We start from the raw sequence: 20,124 nt of genomic DNA, 5'->3' as shown, positions 1-20,124 counted from the left end.
GCCGCCCCTTCCTCATTTACAGGATGAAATCATCGGCCGCCCAGTCATGGCCGCTATCGTTGACCGCTATGATCAGGTCGGCGATGCCGTCGCCATTGTTGTCGGCCTCGATCTGCAGATAGGTCGGCTCGGAGACATTTTCCGGCACGACCACGCGCAATTCGCCAGCCGTGCCCGAAAAGCCGCTTTCTCCGATGAAATGGAACGGTTCATTGCTCGCCGTATTGGTATTGGCGTCGATACGGCTCAGATCGACCTTGTCGCCATCGGCAGCGCTGAAATCGGTGATGTAGTCCGCGTAATTCTGACCGTCGCCTTCCTGAAACGCTCTTTCAGCGGCATGGAAGGTGAAAAGATCGGCGCCGGCGCCGCCGGTCAGCACGTCATTGCCCCAATAGCCATCGAGGACATTGTTGCCGGCATTGCCGGTGATGAAATCATCATATTGGCTGCCGGTCAGGTTCTCGACATTGAGGAGCGTATCGCCGAAGGAGTTTTCGCCGGTCGACAGGTCGATCGTGCCTCCATCCGCCGCTTCGCCATAGCTCACGGTGTCGATACCTGCTCCGCCGTCGATCCAATCGCCGCCATTGCCTGCGAAAATAAGGTCATCGCCCGCTTCGCCATTGACAATGTCCTCACCGGCGCCGCCGCTGAGGATGTCGTTGCCGGCGCCGCCCGCGAGGGAATCATCGCCGTCGCCGCCCAGCAGATGGTCCGCACCATCGCCGCCGTCGAGCCAGTCGGAGCCTGCACCGCCCAGCAATTGATCATTGCCCGCGTCGCCGCTGAAACGGTCCTCGCCGCTGCCGCCGATCAGCGTGTCTCCACCGTCGCCGCCATAGGCCCAGTTTGCACCGTCTCCGGTCTCCACGCGATCATCGCCGCTGCCAGCCAGGATCCAGTTGGTGCCGCGACCGCCCAGGATATAGTCATCGCCGTCGCCGCCATTGATATTGTCGTCGCCGTTACCGCCATTGATCCGGTCGTCGCCGTCGCCACCGATCAGGGTGTCATTGCCATTGCCGCCGCGAAGATGGTCGGCACCCGCGCCGCCGTTGAGATAATCGTCGCCACGGCCGCCACTGAGCCAGTCATCCCCGCTGCCGCCGAGCAATCTGTCGTTGCCATTGCCACCGCCGAGACGATCGACTCCATCGCCACCGTCCAGGATATCGTCGCCATTGCCGCCGAAGAGATGGTCTTCGCCCTCGCCGCCAAGAAGCCGGTCGTTGCCGGAACCGCCATCCATCCAGTCATTGCCGGAGCCGCCGACCAAGGTATCATTGCCGGCACCGCCCGACAGGCCATCATCACCGGCGAGACCGACAAGGACATTGTCGCCCGCATCTCCGGAAATGATATCGTCGAAGGCCGAGCCGACGACGTTTTCGAAGCCGACCGCCAGCCTGTCGCCCTCGGCATCGCCATTCCAGCTGCCGAGCGCGCCGGATCCATTATAGCCGCCGAGGCGAACCATGACCCCTTCGGACGAACCCGCATAGGCGAGGGTATCGATCCCCTCATTTCCCATGAGGAGGTCCGAACCGCCCTTGGCCTCGACAAAATCATTGCCGCTGCCTCCGAAGACCGTATCATCGGCATTGCTGCCAATGATGATCTGATCCTTTCCATTATCAGGATTCACATTCAGGAGATCGAGCAGGGATTGATCTATAGCCACGGCGGTCCTCGTCCAACAGAGATCAGAGCAAAACGGCTCCATAATATTTGCGAATATGAACTACAACTTACGACAAATTCCAAATGAATTTTTTATTGCGAACTATTCCTGTAAACTCAAAGCAATATATTTCAAATCATGAAGTAATTTACTTCGACCGATCTAATTCACCTTTAACATGGGGCTTTTCGAGCATCTAATCGATTGGTCATGTCAGAACTTGCCGACGAGATTGATAAAGGCACCGCGGTCATCGAGCGTCTGGTCACGCAGATCATCCGAAAAACGACCAAAATTATATCCGGCGCCCACCTTGAAATTGTTGCCCACGCCCTTGTAGAGGGCCAGCAAGGCGCCGTAGTCGGTCGTTGCGGCCTCCGGCATGCCCAACACCCTCCCCTCCGCGAGCAAGCTGAACCCGTGGCCGAAATCGAGATCGGCACGCAGAATGCCGAGATGCGCCGAAGAGTGCTGCCACAGGCGGGATGCGCCATCGGCAAGCGCGTGCTGCCGCGTCTGGCCAATGCGAAAGCCATATTTGGCACCGACTGAAAGCCATGAAAGCAATTCATAATCGACATCGAGCGACAATATCTGGCTGCGCTGCTGCGGCCCGTCTTTATCTCCCGTCACGGCGCTCACCTGGTCGGCTCCCGGTATGTCGTGCAGAAATCCGTATTTGAAAAGTGCGTTGAGCCTGTCATGCGTGGTCGGCCGGTAGGCGAGCCCCAGCATCGCTTCCACATAACGCCCGTCACGATAGGCTGCCGGCATGTCACTGGCGGACAGGACGGCATCGGCATCAATCAGCACGCTCCAATCCTGCGTCGCCTTCCATTTGAGCCTGCCGGAAACGAGATAGGTGTCCATGTCGCCGCCAAGGCCGCCATCCTCGAACCGCGCCTCGGTTCGCATGCGCGCGCTCAGGCTGTCTTTCACCTCATAACCAATGGCCAGGGAATAGGCCTTCCTGTCGAAGTCGGCAAATTCCGCTCCCGCCGGGCCCTCATCAGTATCGTCCTCCACCGTCCCGATCTCGATGCCACCGTCAATCGTCCACCGCTCCGGCGTATAAATGACGCCGTAGGTCTGCGTAAGCGCGGTCCGCTGCCCGAAAAGATCGTAATTGCGCTCCGCATAGGTGGAAAGCGTGTCGTCCAGTTTCCGCCGGGCCCCGATTACGACCTCGCCGTCGTCGCGACCCGAAAGATCGTGCACACGGTCCACGTCCAATGCGCGATCAGGATCGAGGCGGTAGCCGAAATAATAGGTGCTCTCGGCCGTCGGATGATAATTGAGCGATGCTGCCGCACCGAGACCGAGATCGCCGATGGAAATCTCGGCGGCAAGATCGATCTTCTCCGACCAGACATACTCGGTACCGACGCCGATGCGATTATTGGCAGCGATATTGCCTGAACGGCTCAAGGTCCCCTGGCCGAAGACGTAATAGGCGTGGTCCGCATCGGCGCGGTAGTCCAGTCGAACGCCACTGTCGAGCCGCGAACCGTCATGCTGCCGTGAGGCGGTTCGGCGCCAGGGGGCATGCAGGGCGGTATAAGTCGCGCCGAAGGACGCTTTCCAATATTCGTTCAATTGCCAGCTGATCTCCAGATCGCCCTTCCGTCTGGACCGGCCACCTATCGTGCGGCCCATCCAGGGATCGACACCCAGGCCCTGCCGGTAGTCGTCATAGTTCAGCTGCAGCGCCCAATCCTCGGCCAGGCCGATCTCGGCGAATCCTCCCCACATGCGCTTTCCGAGCGCGTTTCTTGCGGAAAAAGTGGCAAAACCAGCGCCCATATCCTCATAGAACCCGCCGATCCTGCCTGCAATCTGTCCGCCGCTGGCCTCTGCGAGATCCGCCTGCCCATTCAGCCGCCAGGAGAGCGCGGAACGCTCGCCGGCGCCCGACGGAGCAAGTTCATGGATGGACAGGCCGCCATCGAGCGAGTGCGATGCCCCGAAGCCGGGCCCGCTCGAACGGGCGAATTCGGCGTCGATAAAGGTGTTTTCAGATCGCTCGAGCCGAACATCCGCGCCATAGGCATTCTGGTCAGCCTGCCCCAGATCCTCGCTCATGCCCGTGATGCCGACGCGCAATCCGTCCGTCAGCCAATGTTGGGCGCGACCGCCATAGGCATATCCATCGACAGCGCCAGCCGAAGGGGTGAATTCGTATTCGACCACCAGATAGGCCTTCTCGCCGCCGAAGGCTCCTTGCCGGACGACCCGGCTTGTCGCAGTGGCAGAAGAGAGCGGCCGCTTCAGGATCAGCAGGCCTTGAAGATAGTCGAACGTATAATCATCGCCAAAACGCAATTTCCTGCGCTTTACGACGCGTCCAGTCATATGATCGCGGAACTCGACGGTGGCGCTCTCGGATCCGATCGTGACGTCCTGGCGCTTCAGGAAATAGGCCGAGCCGCCGGTGCCCAGAAACTCGTCGCGCTGCGGCAGGCTGTCGGGCTGGGCGCCGTAGAGCTGCACCTCACTGCGGCGCTCGCCGGATGTGGTCAATTTGCCTGATTTATAGACGGCGCTCGCGCCGTAGAGCGCCCGATCGGTGCGCATGAATTCCGTTTCGCTGATGGAAGCGCGATAATTGCCCCAGAGGACATGGCTATCGCCCTGCTCGAGGCGGACATAGAATTTACCGTTGGTGGGCGCATCGTCGATGCTGGAGGAACCATCGCCATAGATCGGGTAGAAAGCCTCAGGATCGAGGCGGCGCAGCGTCTGCCTCGGATCCTTGGCATCCATTGCGCGAAACATGCCGGAAATGTCACCCTCGCCCGTGTCCGCTGCCGCCGTCAGCAGATATTTGCCCTTGATCTTCCCCTTCAGATAAAAAGCGACGCGCCCGCGCGCATAGGTCTCGTCGTATTCGCCGGGGCGTACCGCCTCGATATGTCTGTCTCCGGAACGCCTGCCGACCGTCATATCGGCTAGCCCGACGTAGAACCAGTCGCGATTGGATTGTGCGCTGCTGTCGCGCGCATTATCTGCCGTGCCGATGCGCGAAACGGGAAAATTGAGCTTTGTCATCTTGCCCGCTGTCAGCCTGACAAGGCGGGGGTTTTCGCCGTTCATTGCATATCCCGCAGGCAGCGTCGTCTGATCCAGCTTCATGATGAAGTTGGATCCGATGCGACTGTCCGGCAGGTCGGCACACGCCACGTGGAACATGCCGTTCTTGTCCGTCGTGACCAGCAGGCCCCGCACCGTTGCAAGCCTCACCCCCGCCATGCCGCGTTCACCCGGCTGCTGCCGGCCGTCACCACTGCGATCATCGAAGACCTTGCCGATCAAATCGCCGCAGTCGAATATGGGATCGGCGAGAACCTCGATCGTAGCCGTTGCTTCCGGCGCGAGGGGCCCAGCATCCGATGTGGCGCTCGCCCGATTGACATGCTTGCCTGGCGCGGCGCTGCCGAGGGCAAGGAGCTCCAGCCTGATCGATCGCTTGCCGCGAGGCGAAACATCGATCTCGAATCTCGTTTCGCGCCCGCTGATGTTCGGAACAACCGGCGCGGCATCAATACTCGCGGAGCCTTCGACGTAACGGAACCCCAACGGAACGATGTCGCTGATGGTGACGCCAACCACGCTTTCCTTGCTGCGGTTGGTCGCCGTAATCGTAAAGGGCGCCATCTCGCCACGCCGTATCTGGCGTGCTCCGGCCTCGATGGTCAGCGAAAAGTCGCGATCGGCGGGGACAGGCAGCAAAGCCAGCCGCGACCGGGCGGTATCCGACATCACATCCAGCCTGGCCTCTGCACCCTGGTCATGCGTCGCGAAGCTCGCCCGGGCCGTCGCTTCATTCAGGACGACAGCCTCGGAAGTCAGCCGATCGATATCCTCCTGCTGCAACGTATAGGAGGCGGTGAACCGACGCTCGGCGCGTATGGCGAGCAATGCCTGTGACGGCTGAACGAAAGTGAGGCCAGCGGCTGCGGCTTGGCCGCCGAATGTCGGCCCCCCATCCGCAATCATGACCCGCTCAAGCGGTACATTGCCGACATTGGCGACATCGAACCAATAGCTGATCGTTTCTCCCGCCTGGGCAAATCCATCGCGGTTTTCATCATTGAACCTGCCGCTTTTCGCAAGAGTCAGCCGTGGTTCGGCGCCGAGCGAGACCGATGTCCTGCTCTCATTGCTCACAACAAGACCGCTCATATCGGATGGTTCGTGGGGGCCGACGACAACAGCATGTCTCACTCCCCTTGGTGCCAGTCCTGGAGACGCTACCTGGCCCTGCGCTACCGCCCGGTTCTCGACTGGAGCGCCGAAATGCTGCGGTTCGAGCCGCAGGCCCGCAGAGATGGTCGTTTCGTCCGTCGCGCCGGGCTCGAGGCGCGCGATGGGGCCGCCGTGCAATATGGTGCCGGGCAAGAGACCGGTGACCTGGATGCCCGTCAGCGGCGTATTGCCCGTATTGGTAATCCGGAACCTGTAGGGCAGAATGCTGCCGACTTCGCTCGCCGTCGGCTTGTCGGCCTTCATCTCCAGGGCGATGGACGGTAACCTCGGCAATTGCACCCGCGCATTCGCCGGAGTACTGGTTATCATGGTTGCGTAGGATGTCTGGCCATTCGCCGTTGCGATAGCATCGACATATCCCGCCTCTATGTCATCGGCGGTGAGCACATGACTGCCGGCGCACGTCGCTTCCTCTCCCCGCTTGAGCTCCGCCGCTTCGCATTGGATGGACATGTCCGGCACGGCATTCTCTATCGCAATTTCACTGAGCGGAACGTTGCCGCTATTGGATATGATGAAACGATAGGCGATCAACTCGCCTGGTTCGGCCTTGGCCGGTGCGCGGCCTGTCATCTCGAGGGCAAGTGAGGGGTCTTCAAGGCTGTCGGTGGTCGAGGACGGTCCGGTGGTGATGGCCAACTCTGCCGCCGTACCCGAGGCGGTGGCTCTGTTGCTGATTTCAGCGGCCGCATAGTCGCTTTCTGTGATCCTGTAGTCACCGTGACAGGCCATGCTTTCGCCCGGAGCCAGAGTGCTCTGCGGACACATGACCGCTCCTCGCAGCCTCTCATCATCGATCGCAATATTCTGGAACGGCAAATCTCCGACATTGGTCAAGTCAAAGCGATAGGTAAGCGTGTCACCCGGCTTGACGCCCGACCGGGACGTCGCGCTCACGCCGAAATGGATGTCGAGATCCTGATAGGAGATGCTGGTCAGAGGTTCGGCTTCCACCTTGGCGATGGCAGGCCCGGCAGGTAGCGGCGCGGCTCGATTGGCACCGCGCCAATCGCCGGAAAGTCCCGCTGCCCAGACCGGAACCGACAATGCGAGCAAGGGTACTGCAATGAGAAACACGGAGAGTAAACGGCGTGCCCGCCAAATGCGGAGGAATGGATGAAACATATCAAATACTCACAATACAACTTTTGATGGTAACGGAGCCTGCCGGCATTCAAGAACGCTGGCCTGAAAAATATGTAGCAATAATTGATACTTACGGTATTTGCTCGCGTCGGTTTTCGTCAACAGACCCGGCGGCACTGTCTGATTCTATGGTTAATGTGCATTAATAATACACTTATAAGTTGTGCTACCGACTCATGATTCCAACGCATATGCTGCCAGAGAGTCCCGCTGCACCGACTGTTTCAACCTGCCACATTGCAACTGGCCGTCCGGGGAATTAATATATTAATTGACCAGTTGGAGATTTACATGGATACCCTGACCGCACCCCGGCACCTGCGCCTTCACGCCAGCGACAATGTCATCGTAGCCGTTGACGCCATTCAGGCAGGCCAGCGCATCGATGACATCATGATCGCCGACCGTGTCCCGAGGGGACACAAGCTGGCATCGCGTCCGATCGCCGAAGGGGAGCCGGTGCGCAAGTTTGGCCAGATCATCGGTTCGGCTTCGAAAGCGATCGCGCCCGGTCAATGGGTGCACGAACACAATCTCAACTATACGAATTTCACCCGCGAAGCCGACGCCGCCCACATCACGGCGGCAGGCGGCTTGCTGCCGGTGGAGCAGCGGGCAACCTTCCAAGGCTTTCGCCGCGACAATGGCCGCGTCGGAACGCGCAACTATATCGGCATTCTTACCTCGGTGAACTGCTCCGCCTCGGTGGCGCGTTTCATCGCAGAAGCGGTGCAGAAATCAGGCCTGCTGGATGATTATCCGACGATAGACGGGATCATTCCGCTGGTTCACGGCGGTGGCTGCGCGCTGGACGTGAAGGGCGAAGGCTATGAAGTCCTGAAGCGGACTCAATGGGGTTACGCCACAAATCCCAATATCGCCGCCGTCCTGATGGTCGGCCTTGGTTGCGAGGGCTTCCAGATCGGGCGCTGGAAAGAGGCCTATAATATCGTGGAAAGCGACAGGTTCCGCAGCCTGACGATCCAGGAAGTGGGCGGTACGCGCAAGACGATGGAGGCAGGCATCTCGGCGGTTCGCGACATGTTGCCGACGGCTGCCAATGTAAGACGCGAAACCGTGCCGGCGTCGGAACTCATGCTCGCTTTGCAATGCGGCGGATCGGATGGCTATTCCGGCATCACCGCCAACCCGGCTTTGGGCGCCGCCGTGGATATCCTCGTGCGCCATGGCGGGACTGCCATTCTGTCGGAAACACCTGAAATATACGGCGCCGAACACCTGCTGATCGAGCGGGCATCCAATCCCGAAGCTGTTGCGCGGCTTCAATCGGTCATTTCCTGGTGGGAGGACTATACGGCCCGCAACAACATGGAAATGAACAATAATCCCTCACCCGGCAACAAGGCGGGCGGATTGACCACAATCCTGGAGAAATCGCTCGGCGCCGTCGCTAAATCCGGCACGACTCCGTTGGAAGCCGTTTACGGATATGCCGAACCCGTAACGGCACGCGGCCTCGTCTTCATGGACACGCCCGGCTATGACCCCGTGTCGGCCACCGGCCAGGTCGCCGGCGGCGCCAATATCCTTGCCTTCACCACTGGCCGAGGGTCGGCCTATGGCTGCAAGCCGACGCCGTCGATCAAGCTGTCGACCAACACGCCCATGTACAATCAGATGATCGAAGACATGGACATCAATTGCGGCGACATACTCGACGGCGTTTCCATCGAGGAAAAGGGCCAGATGATCTTCGATCACCTCCTGAAGATCGCCTCCGGCGAACGCAGTAAATCCGAGCAGCTCGGCTATGGCGACGCGGAGTTCGTGCCATGGCAGATCGGCGCAACGATGTAAGGCTCCGACCGAGCCGAAATTATTAGGTGGCGGCGACAGTTCTCGCCGCACCGCTCTCAAGAAGCCTGCCGAGCGCTTCTTCGACCGCCGTCCTGAATATGACATTGGCCGGCAGATCTTCGCCGAAAACCTGGCGAAGTCCGAGAAGCGCAGCCACGATGTCCGGTGCCGAAGCCTTCTGCGCCGTCAGGCGCTTCATCTCTTCCGCCAGGGGATCGCGCACGTCGATGGCTTGTCCACGCTCGTCGGTACCGGTCACATACCGCATCCAGGCAGCAATACCCATTGCCAGACGAGGGAACGGTGCCTCGGCCTCGATACGGCTGCGGATCGTGTTCAGCAGTCGCTGCGGCAGCTTCTGCGAGCCGTCCATGGCAATCTGCCAGGTCCTGTGGCGCAGGGCCGGGTTGCGGAAACGCTCCCGCAATTGCGCCTTGTAGGCGGCTAGGTCGAAGCCGGGCAGAGGCGGCAGGGTCGGCGTGATCTCCTCGTCCATCATTGTCTCGATGAAGTCGGCGAAGCCTTCCGCCCGCATGACATCGGACACCGTCTCATGTCCGGCCAGATAGCCGAGATAGGCGAGGGTCGAGTGACTGCCATTGAGGAGGCGCAGCTTCATCAGTTCGAACGCCGCGACGTCATCGACGAACGTCGCTCCGAACTTCTCCCAGGCCGGGCGTCCGCTGGGGAAATGATCTTCGATCACCCACTGGCTGAACGGCTCCGTCATGATCGGCCATTCATCGACCACGCCCGCAGCCTTGGTCAGCAATTCCCGGTCTGCATCGGTCGTGGCGGGGACGATCCTGTCGACCATCGTTGATGGGAAGGCGACCTCATCGGTGATGTATCGGCCAAGCTCGGCATCGCGCAACGACGCGAACCGCGTCACCACATTCTTCAGCGTCTCGCCATTTGCCGGTAGATTATCGCAGGAGAGCAGCGTGAATGGCGGGATGCCGCGCTCACGGCGGCGCGCCAGCGCCTCGACGACGAAGCCGATGGCGGATATCGGTGCGCCCGGATTGGCCAGATCGTGAATGATGTCAGGATGCGCCTCGTCGAGCGCTGCGGCCGCTGGCGAGTAGCAATAGCCTTTTTCCGTTATGGTCAGCGAGACGATCTTCACATCGGGCTCGGCCATGACTTCGAGGACGCGTTCGGGATCTTCCGGCGCCACCAGCAAGCCTGTGATGCTGCCGATGACCCGGAACCGGTCGCCGCCGCCATCGCGAGTAGCGACGGTATAGAGCCCATCCTGCGGCTGCAGGGCGTCGCGCGTGCCGGGGCTACGCAGCGACACGCCGACGATGCCCCAGCGCATGTCGCCCGCGGCAATCGCATCATCCGTATAGACTGCCTGGTGCGCCCGGTGGAACGCGCCGATGCCGAGGTGGACGATACCGGTTTGCAGGCCGTCCCGCGTATAGTTCGGAACCTGAATCTGTGCATCGAGGCTCGAGAGGGAAGCATTGGAGAGGCGCGGTGTCGAAGACATTTATTTCTCGTTTCTTTCAGAGCTTGTAGGCGTTCTTGGCCAATCGATAGGCCAGGTCATGGGCGATCTCGGCGCCTTCGTCTTCATCGAGCCGGTGGTCTGCGATCAGGCGCGCCAGGAAGGCGCAATCGACACGCCGCGCCATATCATGCCGCGCGGGTATGGACAGATAGGCCCGGGTATCGTCGTTGAAACCGACTGTATTGTAGAAACCCGCTGTTTCGGTGGTGAGTTCGCGGAACCGCCGCATGCCTTCCGGACTGTCGTGGAACCACCAGGCCGGCCCCAGCCGCAATGCCGGATAGTGCCCGGCAAGAGGCGCAAGCTCGCGGCTGTAGCTCGTCTCGTCCAATGTGAAGAGGATGAGCGTCAGCCGCGGATCGTTGCCATAGGCATCGAGCAAGGGCTTGAGCTCCTCGACATAGCTCGTCGCACGGGGAATATCGGCACCCTTGTCCGCGCCGAACCGCTCGAACAATTGCGGATTGTGATTACGGAACGACCCCGGATGTATCTGCATCACAAGTCCGTCTTCGACGCTCATGCCGGCCATTTCCGTCAGCATCTGGGCTCGGAAAAGCTCTGCTGCCTGGGGATCCGGGCGGCTCATCACCAGATCGAAGAGGCTTGCTGCCTCGGCGGGCGAAAGATTGGCGGTGCGGGCGCTGGGATGGCCATGATCCGTCGCCGTCGCTCCGCGCGCCTTGAAATAGGCTCGCCTTGTCCGGTGGGCGTCCAGATAACCCTGATAGGTGAGAGGCGTACCGGCAAGTCCGGTGAATTTCTCGACGTTCTCGGCAAAGTCCGACCGCGACGCATCGACCACCGCATCGGGGCGATAGGCAGGAACGACCCTGCCCTTCCAGCCGGATTGCAACACTGCGTCGTGATAGCGAAGATCGTCGGTGGCAGCGTCGGTGGTCGAGATGACTTCGATGCCGAACTGCTCGTACAGCGCGCGCGGACGCATGGAGGGCTGGCCGATCCGGTCGCTTATCCGGTCATAGAGTGCATCGGCATTGGCTTCGCACAAGCGATCCGTGATGTCGAAGATCGTCTCCAGCGAATGTTCGAACCACAGGCGCGAAGGCGTTCCCCGAAACAGGTGGAAATGCCGCGCGAACAGCCGCCAGATCTTGCGGCCGTCGGTCTCCGTCGGGCCGCCATCGACGCGCGGTACGCCGAGATCCTCCAGCGCCACGCCTTGCGAGTACAACATGCGGAAAATATAATGGTCCGGCTTGACGAACAGGCTGGCGGGATCGGGAAAGGCTTCGTTTTCCGCATACCAGCGAGGCTCGGTATGACCGTGCGGCGAGATGATGGGAAGCCGTTCCACGGTACGATAGAGGCGACGGGCAATATTGCGAGCATCGGCCTCGATTGGAAACAGCCTGTCGGGATGAAGCGCCATTCTTGTCTACTCGCACTGCCTGTGGATGAAGGATCAATCTTGGCGGAGAGTAGAAAATAATATATTAGTATGTCAATGTCGCAGGCGGGCAGCAGCCCGTGAATGATGAAAGTATGACGTGAACAAGACCGCCCCGCAAATTTCCTCGTCAGAGACCACGCCGGATCGCATCGCGCCGCGCGGCGCGCCCGTCGGAAGAATGACGACGGCGACGGCGATCTACCGCGAGCTGCATGCCGCAATCGTGGCGATGGACATGGCTCCGGGCACGGCGCTCAACGAGAAGGCGCTGACGGAACGATTTGGCGTCAGCCGCACGCCGGTGCGCGAGGCGCTGATCAGGCTGGTGGAGGACGGCCTGGTGGACGTCTTTCCGCAATCCGGAACATTCGTATCGCGCATTCCCCTCGCGCTCATTCCCCAGGCCGTGATCATCCGGCAAGCGCTCGAAGGAGCTGCGGTGGAACGCGCCGCCGAGCGCGCCACGGCGAAGGATGTGGAATGGCTGGACGAACTTCTCGCACGGCAGCGGTTTTTTGCCGACCGCATGAATACCAATGGCTTTCACGAGGCCGACGAGGCCTTCCACGAAGCGATCGCCGGTATTTCCGGCCATCCCGGCATCTGGACCTATCTCAAGCCTGCGAAGATACAGATCGACAGGGCGCGGCGCATGACCCTGCCGGCGCTCGGCCGCATGGATCAGGTTCTTTCCGAACATTCGACCATCCGCAATGCCATTGCGGAGCATGATGTAGCGGCCGCCTGCACGGCAATGAAGCAGCATTTGAATGCCGTCATTCCCGATATTGAAACCTTGAGAAGAACCCATCCCCAATCGTTCATCTGATTTGGGATCGCAATAGTGACGGAGGATGCATGCGTCAGGCATGGAGATGGTTTGGGCCCAAAGCTGGGGTAACGCTTGACGATGTTCGGCAGGCCGGGGCGACGGACATCGTATCCTCGTTGCACGACGTCCCGATCGGTGAAGCCTGGACAAAGCAGCAGGTCCAGGAACGCAAATCCCTTATCGAATCGACACCGGACGGGCGGACCCCGCTGACCTGGTCTGTCATCGAGAGCATACCGATCCCGGACGCGGTGAAGCGCACGGGCGGGAAGGCCAAACGTGAGATAGAGACCTGGATTGCCAGCATGGAGGCAGTCGCCGCCAATGGAATCCGGGTCATCTGCTATAATTTCATGCCGGTTGTCGACTGGTGCCGGACGGAGCTGGACCATGTCACTCCGACGGGCTCGACCGCCATGCGTTTCGACCACAATCAGTTCGCGGTTTTCGACCTGCATATCCTGCAGCGCAAGGGCGCCGAGAGCGATTATTCCAGCGAGGACCAGGCCATTGCAGCGCGGCTGTACGAAGCGATGGGTGCGCAGGAAATCGCCGATCTCACGCGCAACATCGCCAGCGCCCTGCCCGGATCGACGACCGAACCCCTGACCATCCCGGCCTTCCGCGACAAGCTCGACGCCTATTCCGGCATGGATGCCGCGCGGCTGCGCCAGCACCTGATCGAGTTTCTGCAGGCCGTCACGCCAGTCGCAGATGCGCTCGACGTCAAATTGACCCTGCATCCTGATGATCCGCCCCGGCCCTTGTTCGGCTTGCCGCGCATAGCATCGACGGAGGCCGATTATGCAGCGCTGTTCGACGCCGTCCCCTCGCCCGCCAATGGCATGTGCTATTGCACCGGCAGTCTCGGGGTTCGCGCCGACAATGATCTGCCGAGCATTGCGCGCCGTTTTGCCGGGCGTATTCATTTTGCCCATCTGCGTGCAACGACCCGCGAGGGGGATGGAAGAAGCTTCCACGAAGCTGCGCATCTCGAAGGCGATGTCGACATGGTGGCGGTGTTGCGCGAACTGCTCGCGGAAGATCGCAAGCGCGACAAGGCGAACAGCATCATTTTCCGGTCCGATCACGGCCAGCGCCTGCTCGACGATCTGAGCAAGGATGTGACGCCGGGCTATCCCTCGATCGGCCGCCTGCGCGGTCTCGCCGAATTGCGGGGCATCATCCACGCTCTCGATGCATCGGCCTTGCGCTAGAACGTTCCCCGGAGCAATCGATAGGCGTTTCGGCCGGGAACGGACCAAAACGATGCGTTGAAGCAAAATGCCGATCACTTTTTGAGTTGCCGTGCCTTTTCAGCGCGGCAACTCACTCGAAATAGTTAATCCTTTTTCACGATATCTGCCGCCTGGATCGCTGTTTCGACAGCGATCATTAATAAATCGGTTATAAATCAACACATTTCCGCCATAGTCTCTGCGCGATCCTGAATATCCCGCGTGCCCGCACAGCAAGTTCCATCACATTTTGAGTCATAATAAGACAATAAAAATGAGTAACTTGCGCCCATTTTCCTCTTGATCTTTGGCTTTCTTTCCGGCGCGCGACACCTCGAGGCCACATTTCTCCAAAATAGAAGCGACATCTCATCCACGCGGCGATCTACTTACCCGAGCTCGCCATATGCGTGTGTCTTCATTCAGGCATTCCTGCCTTGGGTTGTTAAAGTGCGAATATTCCCCATGCTCTCATTTGCAAGTATCCGTAAGGTACTCACTGCCACCATTATTTTCCTCATGTTCGGTGCCGCTTCCGCCAATGCCGCCTGTGGCGGCGCATCATGGTACGCCCTTCACTCCAAAACGGCTTCGGGCGAGCGTATGAACCCGTCGGCACTGACCGCTGCCCACAGGACGCTGCCATTCGGCTCCAAGGTGAAGGTGACCAACCAGCGCAACGGCAAATCGATCGTCGTGCGCATCAACGACCGTGGACCGTTCATCAAGGGCCGGGTGATCGACCTTTCAAAGGGCGCAGCCGCCAGGCTCGGCTTTGTCGGCGCCGGCCATACCAAAATCTGCATGGCGAGGCTTTAGGCCAGACCAGGGCGGCAGCGATCATTCTTCTTGACCAATGCCGCCAGTAGCGCCATGTGAACAGTCCAGATGAAGTCGGGGATGTTCCATGGCACTCAAAGTCGCGGTCCAGATGGACCACATCAATTCGATCCGGATCGGCGGAGACACGACCTTCGCCCTCTGCCTTGAAGCGCAGGCGCGCGGGCATCGGCTGTTCCATTATACGCCCGACAGGCTGAGCATGCGCGACGGTGTCGTTTCGGCACGCGTGGAAGAACTGAGCGTGCGCGATGTCGAAGGCGATCATTTCACCCTCGGCGAGCCGACCCCCCGAGACCTGTCCGAGATGGATGTGGTGCTGCTGCGCCAGGATCCGCCCTTCGACATGAATTATATCACCACGACGCATATGCTGGAGCGCATTCACCCGAAAACGCTCGTCGTGAACGATCCTGCCTGGGTGCGCAACAGTCCCGAGAAGATCTTCGTCACCGAGTTTCCCGACCTCATGCCGGACACGCTGATCACCAAGGACCCGGCCGAGATCGTGGCGTTTCGCAAGGAGTTCGGCGACATCATTCTCAAGCCGCTCTATGGCAATGGCGGCGCCGGCGTATTCCATCTTGCGGATGGTGATCGCAATCTCACCTCGCTCCTCGAAATGTTCGGACAGATGTTCCGCGAGCCCTTCATCGCCCAGCGCTATCTGAAGGATGTCCGCGCCGGGGACAAGCGCATCATCCTGATCGACGGCGAGCCTGTCGGCGCCATCAATCGCGTTCCGTCCGAAACCGATTCACGCTCCAACATGCATGTCGGCGGGCGCGCCGAGAAGACCGAACTGACCGAGCGCGAGCGGGAGATCTGCGCCCGCATCGGCCCGTCGCTGCGCGAGCGCGGCTTCATCCTCGTCGGCATCGACGTCATCGGCGACTATATGACGGAGATAAACGTCACCTCCCCGACCGGCGTTCGCGAGGTGAAGCGATTTGGCGGTGCCGACATAGCGGCGCTGTTCTGGGACGCGGTCGAAGCCAAGCGGAACTGATCGCCCGGGCGAGCGTCCGGCGTAGAGCTGGCGTTCGCCAATTGTTCTTGTTATGCGGCGGGATTTGTGCTGATGTGCCACGCATTGGCATAATGATTTTTTACGCACTGCATTTTCAAGGAACGATTGATGGTTACCCGCGTCCAGACGGTCGCCTTTCAAGGCATTCAAGCGCAGCCCGTCGATGTCCAGGTCATGATCGCGCCTGGCAAGATGGGGATGCACATTGTCGGACTGCCGGACAAGGCAGTGGCCGAGAGCCGCGAGCGTGTCCAGGCCGCGCTGCACGCTTCTGGCCTTGCGATGCCGCCGAAGAAGGTCACGATCAATCTTGCACCCGCGGACCTGCCGAAAGAAGGGAGCCACTACGATCTTCCGATCGCCGTCGGGCTCATGGCCGATCTCGGTGCCATGCCGGCGGACGCACTCCAATCCTACATCGTGCTCGGCGAATTGTCGCTTGATGGCACCATCACCCAGGTCGCAGGGGTGCTGCCGGCCGCGATCGCTGCGAATGCGCAGGAAAAGGGCCTGATCTGCCCGGCCGCCTGCGGCCCGGAAGCGGCCTGGGCCGGCGCCGATGTCGATATACTGGCGCCGCGCAGCCTCATTGCCCTCGCCAATCATTTCCGCGGCACGCAGGTGCTGTCGCGGCCGGAACCCGCGCTGCAGGCCAACAACGCGCCGCTGCCCGATCTTTCCGAGATACGCGGGCAGGAGATGGCAAGGCGGGCACTGGAAGTTGCAGCAGCCGGAGGCCACAACCTGGTGATGATCGGACCCCCAGGCTCCGGAAAATCCATGCTGGCACAACGGCTGCCCTCGATACTTCCTCCGCTTTCGCCGCGCGAATTGCTTGAGGTGTCGATGGTGGCATCGATCGCCGGGGAACTGGTCGGCGGGCGGCTGACGGACAGGCGTCCCTTTCGCGCGCCGCATCATTCCGCATCCATGGCCGCCATGGTGGGCGGGGGCATGCGGGCGCGGCCGGGTGAGGTCTCCCTGGCGCATCGCGGAGTGCTTTTCCTCGACGAATTGCCCGAATTTACGCCGCAGGTGCTCGATTCGCTCAGGCAGCCGCTGGAGACCGGCAATTGCATGATCGCGCGCGCCAACCACCGCATCTCCTATCCGGCGCAAATCCAGCTCATCGCCGCCATGAATCCGTGTCGCTGCGGCATGGCGGGCGAACCGGGACACAGATGTTCGCGGGGCGTCAAATGCAAGCAGGACTATCAGGCGCGTATCTCGGGGCCGCTGCTCGACCGTATCGACATCAAGATCGAGGTTCCGGCGGTCAATGCCGTCGATCTGATCCGGCCCGCGGCCTCGGAGAGCAGTTCTGTCGTGGCAGCCCGGGTGGCCCAGGCGCGCTCCATACAGAAAAGCCGCTTCGAGGCGCTCGGCCTTTCGTCGGTGACCACCAATGCGCAATGCGGCGTTGCCTTGATCGAGGATATTGCGCGACCTGACCGCGCGGGAATGGCCCTTCTGGAACAGGCCAGCCTGCAGATGCGGTTCTCAGCCCGCGCCTATCATCGGGTTTTGAAGGTTGCACGCACGCTGGCAGATCTTGAAGGGCAAAAGGATGTGGGGCGAATTCACCTCGCCGAGGCCATCTCCTACAGGGTGACGTCCGATACGTTCTCGGACGCCGCCTGACTCATCCGGATTACTGGACCGAGCCGACCAGGATGTTGCTCGGCGCTTCAATGCTGACCCAGCGGCCGGTATTGTTGACCGCCTGCCGCTTCAGGTAGGTGTAATCGGTCTCCGCCCAGTTTTTTACGCTTTCGACCAGATTATCGAGAACGAAGTCGCCGCGATCGGTACGGACGGTGAGCACAGCATGGCCCTCGCCATCAGGCTTGCGAACGACGGTGATCAAGAGGTTCGACGGCGAGATGCCGAACTGCATCAGGTCGCGGCGCTTCAGGAGCACGTAATCCTCGCAGTCGCCGACGGCTTCCGGATAGGCCCAATATTCATCGACGCCATAGATTTCAAGATCGGTCAGCGGCTTGATCTTCTCGTTGATGTCGGCATTCACGCGAACGAGAAGCTGCCAGAAATCATGCGACATCTTCTCCGGCATGACATTGCGCGCCTTGACCGAGCATTCGGCCGGAAGCCGCTTGCAGAACTCGTAATGACCGATCGGCTGTGAGGTAAGCCCGCCAGTCAGCATGAAAGCTTCTGAAGCCTCGGCCTCGACCTGGGCGCCGAACAGCGTTGCGGCAACGATCAGGAGCGACGCTCCCAAAGACCTTGCGAAATATGCCGCTGCAAACATGCCTTACTCCAAACCCCGTCAGCCATTCTTAACAAAACGTTAACGGCGTGTGGGGAGTTGAGTCAATCACAATGGCGCCACGATCTCGCCATTGTTAATATATGGTTAAAATTTGAAGGGTGGGCTGGATGGCAGCAATGGCCTGTCGAAACCGCGCTATGAAAGATTGGTCAGGGAGGTTGGTTCAACCTCTGGAAAAGCGCGCAAAGCTTCGATTCTACCGGAAAACAGGCCGATCCAACGGGGTTCCGGCGACAAGCTCGACGTTCCTTGACCGTGCCGCCTGGCCGGGTCAGGCGCGTTTCGGCAGAGGCGAAACGTTGGAATTGCGGCGCGCCTGGGCGTGGTCGTTAACGAATTGGACGATTTTGGGCGCGATTTCAGCCCGGAAGCGGGAGCCGTTGAACACGCCATAGTGACCGACCTTCGGCTGCAAATGATGCATCCGCATGGACGAAGGTATGTTGGAGCAGAGCGTCTGGGCCGCCTCGGTCTGGCCGACGCCGGATATGTCGTCATTCTCGCCTTCGACGGTCAGCAATGCCACGTTGCGAATAGCCGACGGGTCAACCGGCACGCCGCGATGCATCATTTCGCCCTTGGGCAGCAGATGCCGGACGAACACCGTATCCACCGTCTGAAGGTAAAATTCAGCCGTCAGGTCCATCACCGCCAGATATTCATCATAGAAATCGCGATGCTTGTCGGCGGAATCACCATCTTCCTTGACCAGATGGACAAAAAATTCCTTGTGGGCCGTGATATGCCGGTCGAGGTTCATGCTCATGAAGCCCGAAAGCTGCAGGAAGCCGGGATAGACATCCCGCATGAAGCCGGCATGCGGCCAAGGCACCGACATGATGACGTTGTCCCGAAACCATTCAATGCCTTTTTCTTCGGCAAGCTTGTTGACCGCGGTCGGATTCTTGCGCGTATCGATCGGCCCACCCATCAGCGTCATGCTGGACGGTGCAAACCTGTCGCCATTGGCCTCCATGATGGAAACGGCGGCCAGCACCGGCACCGAAGGCTGGCATACGGCCACCACATGGGCATCTTCGCCCAGCGCGTGAAACATCTCGATGACATAGTCGATATAGGCGTCGAGATCGAAGCTGCCCTCGCTGAGCGGCACGGTGCGTGCATCGACCCAATCGGTGATATAGACCTCGGCGCTCGGCAGAAGAGCTTCCACGGTTCCGCGCAGGAGCGTGGCATAGTGGCCCGACATCGGCGCGACGATCAGTATCTTCGGGTCGCGCGGACGTTTTGACGGCAGGCTGCGCTTGAAGTGGATGAGATTGCAGAATGGTTTGGACCACACCGTCTTCTCGGTCACATCCACTTCGGTATCGTCGACCAGCGTCGTCGCAAGATTGAAGCTCGGCTTGGCATAGCTTCGCGTCATGCGCTCGAACAACTCGCAGGATGCGGTGATCGACCGGCCGACCACCGTTTGCGACAGCGGATTGAGCGGATTGTCGTAAAACAGCTTCGTCGCGTCGGCGAGCGCCCGGTAGGGTTGGAGCGCAGCATGGTTCAGTTCATAGAGATGGTAGAACATTTCACCGTCCGATCATGCGGTCTGGCTATCTTATATAGCGAGCCTAGCTGGTTTATCGCATATTGCAATGCAACAAAAGCACGAGCCGGGTTAAAAATGTTCACCTCCATGGCTGATCGACGCAGCGTTCATGCCGACCGTCAAGGCTTCAGCAGCAAGCCGCAGCTCCATCCAGGGCAACGACAGCCAGGGTCGGCGTGTGTCAGCCCGCGCCTTCCACGATGAGCATTTCGGCTTCGGCCACACTCTGCCGGATTGCCTTTGCCGCCTGATATTCGGGGGAGTTGTAACAATCCAGCGCGTGCTGCACGGAGGGAAACTCGATGACCACATTGCGTCCCCGAGCGGTACCCTCGAGGGCGTGGTACGGGCCGCCCCTGGCAAGGAAATTCGCACCGAACTTCTCGAAGGCCGGCTTGGCGGTCGACACGTAGTCCTTGTAGCGCTCAGGATCGCGAACATCGACGCGCGCAATCCAATATCCCTTGGCCATCAGCTTTC

At 60.3% G+C, this 20,124-nt stretch carries 13 protein-coding genes; 6 read left to right on the top strand and 7 right to left on the bottom strand.

Annotation, left to right across the window (positions count from 1 at the left end; genetic code table 11):
- Positions 1 to 16: 16 nt before the first annotated feature.
- Together OSJ75_RS07015 and OSJ75_RS07010 are read right to left on the bottom strand one after the other, a co-directional pair.
- On the bottom strand, positions 17 to 1,684 hold the full coding sequence (locus OSJ75_RS07015) for a calcium-binding protein (RefSeq protein ID WP_267227348.1): 1,668 nt from the start codon (positions 1,682 to 1,684) through the stop codon (positions 17 to 19).
- A gap of 213 nt (positions 1,685 to 1,897) precedes the next feature.
- Positions 1,898 to 7,006: a hypothetical protein gene (locus OSJ75_RS07010; RefSeq protein ID WP_267227347.1), complete on the bottom strand. Its 5,109-nt coding sequence runs from the start codon at positions 7,004 to 7,006 to the stop codon at positions 1,898 to 1,900.
- 381 nt (positions 7,007 to 7,387) lie between these two features.
- Between OSJ75_RS07010 and OSJ75_RS07005 the strand changes: the two genes are divergently transcribed.
- Positions 7,388 to 8,914, top strand: a complete 1,527-nt coding sequence (locus OSJ75_RS07005) for a UxaA family hydrolase (RefSeq protein WP_267227346.1) — start codon at positions 7,388 to 7,390, stop codon at positions 8,912 to 8,914.
- Positions 8,915 to 8,936: 22 nt separating this feature from the next.
- Here OSJ75_RS07005 and OSJ75_RS07000 read toward each other — a convergent pair whose 3' ends face one another.
- Positions 8,937 to 10,412, bottom strand: coding sequence for a mannitol dehydrogenase family protein (locus OSJ75_RS07000; RefSeq protein WP_267227345.1), 1,476 nt, complete (start codon positions 10,410 to 10,412; stop codon positions 8,937 to 8,939).
- A gap of 16 nt (positions 10,413 to 10,428) precedes the next feature.
- Entirely contained in the window at positions 10,429 to 11,826 is a 1,398-nt protein-coding gene (gene uxaC, locus OSJ75_RS06995; RefSeq protein ID WP_267227344.1) for a glucuronate isomerase, read from the bottom strand.
- A gap of 199 nt (positions 11,827 to 12,025) precedes the next feature.
- Between uxaC and OSJ75_RS06990 the strand changes: the two genes are divergently transcribed.
- The 5 genes from OSJ75_RS06990 to OSJ75_RS06970 all read left to right on the top strand — a co-directional run bounded on the left by OSJ75_RS06990 (position 12,026) and on the right by OSJ75_RS06970 (position 17,428).
- Positions 12,026 to 12,676, top strand: coding sequence for a GntR family transcriptional regulator (locus tag OSJ75_RS06990; RefSeq protein ID WP_250019118.1), 651 nt, complete (start codon positions 12,026 to 12,028; stop codon positions 12,674 to 12,676).
- A 29-nt stretch (positions 12,677 to 12,705) separates the two neighbouring features.
- Positions 12,706 to 13,896, top strand: coding sequence for a mannonate dehydratase (uxuA, locus tag OSJ75_RS06985; protein WP_250019098.1), 1,191 nt, complete (start codon positions 12,706 to 12,708; stop codon positions 13,894 to 13,896).
- Positions 13,897 to 14,436: 540 nt separating this feature from the next.
- Entirely contained in the window at positions 14,437 to 14,736 is a 300-nt protein-coding gene (locus OSJ75_RS06980; protein WP_250019119.1) for a septal ring lytic transglycosylase RlpA family protein, read from the top strand.
- An 88-nt stretch (positions 14,737 to 14,824) separates the two neighbouring features.
- On the top strand, positions 14,825 to 15,766 hold the full coding sequence (gene gshB / locus OSJ75_RS06975; protein ID WP_267227343.1) for a glutathione synthase: 942 nt from the start codon (positions 14,825 to 14,827) through the stop codon (positions 15,764 to 15,766).
- Positions 15,767 to 15,895: 129 nt separating this feature from the next.
- Positions 15,896 to 17,428 carry a YifB family Mg chelatase-like AAA ATPase gene (locus tag OSJ75_RS06970; protein ID WP_267227342.1) on the top strand — a complete coding sequence of 511 codons (1,533 nt, stop codon included), beginning with the start codon at positions 15,896 to 15,898 and terminating at the stop codon, positions 17,426 to 17,428.
- Between the two features lie 10 nt (positions 17,429 to 17,438).
- Here the strand turns inward: OSJ75_RS06970 and OSJ75_RS06965 are convergent, their stop codons facing one another.
- The 3 genes from OSJ75_RS06965 to OSJ75_RS06955 all read right to left on the bottom strand — a co-directional run bounded on the left by OSJ75_RS06965 (position 17,439) and on the right by OSJ75_RS06955 (position 20,116).
- On the bottom strand, positions 17,439 to 17,954 hold the full coding sequence (locus tag OSJ75_RS06965; RefSeq protein ID WP_250019120.1) for a transglutaminase-like cysteine peptidase: 516 nt from the start codon (positions 17,952 to 17,954) through the stop codon (positions 17,439 to 17,441).
- Between the two features lie 397 nt (positions 17,955 to 18,351).
- Positions 18,352 to 19,623, bottom strand: a complete 1,272-nt coding sequence (locus tag OSJ75_RS06960; protein ID WP_267227341.1) for a polyhydroxyalkanoate depolymerase — start codon at positions 19,621 to 19,623, stop codon at positions 18,352 to 18,354.
- 202 nt (positions 19,624 to 19,825) lie between these two features.
- On the bottom strand, positions 19,826 to 20,116 hold the full coding sequence (locus OSJ75_RS06955; protein ID WP_250019102.1) for a DUF1330 domain-containing protein: 291 nt from the start codon (positions 20,114 to 20,116) through the stop codon (positions 19,826 to 19,828).
- Positions 20,117 to 20,124 lie beyond the last annotated feature (8 nt).

This window comes from Phyllobacterium sp. 0TCS1.6A, assembly GCF_026420825.1.
GTDB lineage: Bacteria > Pseudomonadota > Alphaproteobacteria > Rhizobiales > Rhizobiaceae > Phyllobacterium.
This window is presented reverse-complemented; position numbering and strand designations above follow the sequence as displayed.